4 protein-coding genes are annotated in these 5,072 nt (G+C 71.2%); all 4 read right to left on the bottom strand.

The window, feature by feature from the left end; all coding sequences use genetic code 11:
- Positions 1-259: 259 nt before the first annotated feature.
- Positions 260-1,072, bottom strand: a complete 813-nt coding sequence (gene modA, locus AC08OQ_RS17585; RefSeq protein ID WP_476605718.1) for a molybdate ABC transporter substrate-binding protein — start codon at positions 1,070-1,072, stop codon at positions 260-262.
- 343 nt (positions 1,073-1,415) lie between these two features.
- Positions 1,416-1,934, bottom strand: a complete 519-nt coding sequence (locus tag AC08OQ_RS17580; protein WP_476602078.1) for a flavin reductase family protein — start codon at positions 1,932-1,934, stop codon at positions 1,416-1,418.
- Between the two features lie 486 nt (positions 1,935-2,420).
- Positions 2,421-2,849 carry a VOC family protein gene (locus AC08OQ_RS17575; protein ID WP_462187028.1) on the bottom strand — a complete coding sequence of 143 codons (429 nt, stop codon included), beginning with the start codon at positions 2,847-2,849 and terminating at the stop codon, positions 2,421-2,423.
- 139 nt (positions 2,850-2,988) lie between these two features.
- On the bottom strand, positions 2,989-4,914 hold the full coding sequence (locus AC08OQ_RS17570) for a hypothetical protein (RefSeq protein ID WP_476605719.1): 1,926 nt from the start codon (positions 4,912-4,914) through the stop codon (positions 2,989-2,991).
- Between the last annotated feature and the right edge of the window lie 158 nt (positions 4,915-5,072).

Genomic DNA, 5,072 nt, shown 5'->3' with positions numbered 1-5,072 from the left:
ACGCCGTGGAGTGCGGCATCAACCGGCTCAAACGCCACCGGGCGGTCGCGACCCGCTACGACAAGCTAGCCGTCCGCTACGAAGCAACAGTCACCATCGCCGCGATCAACGAATGGCTGCCCCGATGAACTTCCCAAACAGGCCCTAACGCCGATTTCCACGCAGGAGGTTCGGGGCAACCTCGTCAGGCGAAGTCGAAGTGCAGGGTCCGCCTGCTCCACCACGGGATGACCGTGTCGGGGATCAGCGGGGCCTGGGGTCAGGGGGCCTGGAATCCCGCGTTGGTCAGTACGGTGCTCGCCTTGTCGGACAGGATGAAGTTGACGAACGCGGTGGCGCCGGCGGCGTTGGGCGCGTTCTTCAGCGCGACGATCGGGTAGTCGTTGATCGTCTTGGCGGATTCGGGGAACTCGACGCCGTCCACCTTGCCCGCCGACGCCTTGACGTCCGTGCGGTAGACCAGCGCGGCGTCGACCTCACCGAGGGTGACCTTCGACAGTGCGGACTTGACGTCCTGCTCCAGGGTGACCGGGGCCAGGTTCACCCCGGCGGCGGCGAGCGCCTTCTTCGCGGCGGCTCCGCAGGGCACCTGCTCGGCGCACAGCGCGGCCTTCACCCCCGGCCTGGTCAGGGCGGGCAGGTCGGTGATGCCCTTCGGGTTGCCCTTCGGTACGGCGATGACGAGCTGGTTGCGGACGAAGACCTTGGGCGCGCCGACGTTGTCGCCGGCGTCGGTGACGGTCTTCATCGTGGCCGGGCTCGCCGCGGCGAACACGTCGTCCGGGGCGCCGGAGGTGATCTGCTGGGCCAGCTGCGAGCTGCCGGCGAAGGAGAAGGTCACCTTCGATCCGGGGTTCGCGGCCTCGAAGTCCTTGCCGAGCTGGGTGAACGACCTCGTCAGCGAGGCGGCGGCGAGCACCGTGACGGTCCCCTGTACTCCGCTCGCGGCGCTGCTGGCCGTGGCGGAGGGCGTCGCCGCAGCGCCGCCGTCGCTGCCGCCACATCCGGCGGTCGCGAGAAGCCCGGCGCCGAGTACCGCCAGGGCCGCCGTCTTCATCCTGCGAAATCTCACGTGTCCCGTTCCTCCACCCATTCACCCGTTGTCCTGTTTCCGCAGCCGCGGACCCTGTCGCTGAGCTAATCCGCAGATGCGAAACTCTGTGCATGATAGTTCCGCATCTGCACGGTGAACAGGCGGGTTGTTCCGTAGTGTGCTGATGCGCGGCCGGGGCCTGCGCCACGGCGACCGGAGCCCCGCTCGGCGGGCGGTGTCGAGAGCGGTGCCGAGGGCAGGGTCAAGAGCGGTGCCGAGCCGGTTGAGCCGGTCGTGCTCCTCGGGCAAGCCGCGGGGATGGCAGGCCGGGTTACGGCAGGACGTGGGTTACGCGGCAGGACGTGGGTTACGGCGGGCTGGGTTACGGCAGGACGTGGAAGGTCCGGTCGTGGTAGATGAGCGGGGACGCCTCCGGGTCGGTGTCCGCCTCAAGGACCTGGCCGATGATGAGGAAGTGGTCCCCGGCCTCGACGGGTGGCCGGGCGGAGCAGCGCAGCCACGCCCGTCCCCCGTCGAGCAGGGGCTCGCCGGTCGGCAGCCTGGTCCAGCGGGTCGGCGAGGCGAACCGGTCGATCCCGCTGCGGGCGAAACGCCGGGCGACCTCCTCCTGCTGGGAGGACAACAGGTTCACCATGAAGGTCTCCGTGACCCGCAGATGGGGCCACGACGAGGCACCGGAGGAGATGGCGAAGACCACCATCGGCGGTTCGGCGGACAGCGACGCGAGCGAGGTCGCGGTGAAGCCGACGGGTCCCGTGCCCGCGTCGGCGGTGATGACGGCCACGCCGGCCGGATGGCCGCGGAAGACGGTTCGGAACAGGTCGCCGTCGACGGCGCGCGCCCTGAGCGGACCCTGGGTCTGGCGAAGCGAGGCCGTCATGCTGGATGCTCCCGAGGTTCAGGCGACGAGTGAAGGTTCAGGTGACGAGCGCGCCGACGCCTTCCCGCCTCGGCGGATCAACCCTGCCGGGTGGGTCGTGGCGCGGTGGTCTGCTTCCCGCCTTCCGGTTCCGGTGCTGCCGTCGGCCGATGATCCACAGTACGGCGCGAGCTGCCGACGAGACGAACGACCGAAGAGTCAGTCACCCGGAGGACATCAGTTACCGGGGGAACAGAGGTCGCTGTCGTTGTGACCGAAGTCGACGTGGTGGCGACGGCACAGCCGCGGCTGGTCGCGACCGGTTACATAACCGGACACCTGCGCGTCCGCCGTGTTCCACCGGGTCGCCGCGGGTCGCCGTGCGGGTTTCGAACCAGCGGGCCAGGAACCGGGTGGACACGTAGGCCAGGGCGGCGGTCTGCGCTACCCCGACGAGGGTGCACCGGGTCGTCCGGGTGAGCCCCGCCGTCCCGACGGGCCCGCGCGTCAGCCGTCGGCGAGGGATCTCCGGTCCCGGCGCAGGGGATGATCGGGCGGGATCTCCACGACCACGATCGGGACGCCGTCCGGATCCTCGATCCACATCTCGTCGAGTCCCCACGGCTCACGCCGCGGCTCCCGGGTGATGACGACACCCGCCGCGTTCAACCGGGCGTGTTCGGCCGCCAGGTCACGCACCTGCAGCCAGAGCCGCGCCGTCCCCACCGGTTCCCCGCCCGCGCCCACCGGCCGTGCCGGGCGCGGCGAGCGCCCGGACACCTCCAGCAGGCCCTGGCCGAGGAAGAACACCAGCCCGGGTTCCTCCGGCGGCCCGAATTCGCGGTAGACCGCCAGCCCGAGGGTCTCGCGGTAGAAGCGGTGACTGCGTTGCGGATCCGTGGGCCGGAGCAGGATGCGGCTGCTGAGAACCTCCACCCGGCCAGTCTGCCCCGTCCGCGGACCGCCGTCGTCGACCACCGGGGGCGGTGACGGGGAGCAGGCCGCGGTCGGCTCCGGTTCCCCACGAGCGCGCGACGAGCGCGCGCAACGCGTTGACGGCCGTCCAGGTCCGGCGTCAACCGCCGCGCAGCGTCCTGGTGATCCCGGCGGCGACCGTCGTCGCGAGCGCCCAACCGGCGGCGATGAGGAAGTAGGCGAACCAGACCGTCGCGCCGCGCGGGGTGAAGTGCTGCTCCTGCCCGAAGTCGATGAGGGGCAGCAGCAGGTCGAGGGTGTAGACGGGGGCGCGGAAGGCCGACGCGGCGGTGTCGTCGACCGGCGCCGGCGGCCGTAGGTCGAACAGCACGCTGCCGGCCACCACCAGAAGCGCGATCCACGAGGCGGCCCGCACCGGGCGGAATCCGTATCCCACGAGCAGGTCCTGCAGGTGGCTCCATATCTTCGCCGCCGGCGCCAGAGTCTCGCGTCGATGCCGTTGTTTCGCGAGCAGAACCATCCGTGCGTCGGCGTCGTGGCCGTGCGCCCGGTAAGTGGCCGCGAGCTGTTCGTACACCTGCGGCCGGTAGCCGCTGGGGTCGAGGCGCAGCCACTGCCGCCGCTCGTCGCCTTCCCCGAACGTACCGAGGCTGTCGTAGCGCAGCCCGTCGAGGCGCAGCACGGCGGGCCAGGTCGCCGGATCGTCGCGCAGCAGGCCGATCACGCCGTGGCTGAGATCCACGGCTCCCCGAGGCACCGCTGCCGGGAGAAGTACCAGCTCCCGGGCCGTGAGGTGATGGGCGTTCAACGCGATCGAGCCGCTGTTGCCGGCGCTGTTGCCGGCACCGTGGCCTGGGCCGCAGTCAGGGCCGCGGTCAGGGCTGTCGTCGCCGGGGCGCGCGCCGTCCAGGCGGGCTCCCTCCAGGCAGACCCGGCTGCCCACCTCGGCGTAGGCGATGCTCACCGTCCCTTGGGCGTGGAACCCCTCACAGCAGTTGAGCATTGCGGCGACCTTCAGGTCGAATGCCGCCAGCGCGGTGCCCGTGGGACTGCTCAGGTGGGCTCCCTCCAACCGTACCGATCCGCCCACGACAGCGTTGTTCAGCCTCAGCTCCCCGTCGCAGCGCAGGGCCGACAGGTACCGGCCGTCCGGTGAGGGGCCACCGAGGAGGTCGTCCTCGACGTGCAGCCGGGTTGCGTCGAGGGCGGAGCCGGGGCCCTCGAAGCGGGCGCCGGAGAGCAGCAGCGCTCCGTTGATCCAGGTGCCGACCAGGATGACCGGTCCGCGGGACCGGCAGTCGAAGAGCCGGAGGTTGCCCTCGATGACGGCGTTCGACGCGAGGATTCCGCGGAAGTGCGTACCGGTGAGATCGAGCTGGCGGGTTTTCGCCCCGTACAGATTCACCCGATGGTCGAAGACGCAGTCCCGCAGCCGGACCGGACATCCAAGGACGCTGTGGGAGAGGTCGAGCTCGCCGACGATCCGGGCGCGGGTGAGGCGCAGCGCCGCCGACGGCCCAGGCTCGCCGTCGTCCGTCCCGAGCAGCAGATCGCGCAGGACGACCGCCCGGACGACCCGGTCCGTCCGGTCCGCCAGATCCACCCGGCGTCCCAGCGCAAAAGCATCCCGGATCTCCTGCTCGACGACGGTGAATTCCCGGGTGGTCACCGCCCGGCCGTCGCCCGACCGACGTGCGCCGAGTCGAGCAGGCCGGGGTCGGGGGAGACTCGGTGTGGCGCGCATCGAAGCGGCGTCGGGTCCATTCGCGAGGTTCGGGCCGGCATAGTGCCCATAATTGCCGGCTTCCTTGTCCTGCGGCAGGCTTTGGCGTCCGATGAGGTCCGGCCGGCTACCTGCCGCGGCAGCCCAGGGCGATGCCGCGATACCCGTGGGATGACACGCCCGTGGGATGTTGTCGGGGGTGTGGAGGATGCTCGGCAGGCCGGTCCGCGCCCAGGTTCCCACGGCCCGGTCGTTCCCGCTCCCGGCGGGGGGGAGGTGTCCCTGCGCCGCGCGCCGCGCGCCGCGCGCCGTCTGGAAGGTGTGTCCCGCGTTGGCCGTCACCGAGCACGAACAGCGTTCGTCGCCTGCGTTCCTGGATGCTGGCGGGCACCGACCGGGCACAGCGGCATGCCGGCCCGCATGCCGCGCCGTCCGGCGAGCACAGGCTGCACCCGTGGTGGCGGGTGATGTGCCTGACCGGTGTCGACTACTTCTCCACG

The sequence above is a fragment of the Frankia sp. CcCS3 genome, from assembly GCF_977927575.1.
The sequence above is the reverse complement of the archived record's forward strand: the minus strand, read 5'-3'. Positions and strand labels throughout refer to the sequence as shown.

Excerpts from the sequence above, each read along its gene's own strand:
- AC08OQ_RS17580 (WP_476602078.1), bottom strand. The coding sequence starts at position 1,934 with ATGACGGCCTCGCTTCGCCAGACCCAGGGTCCGCTCAGGGCGCGCGCC.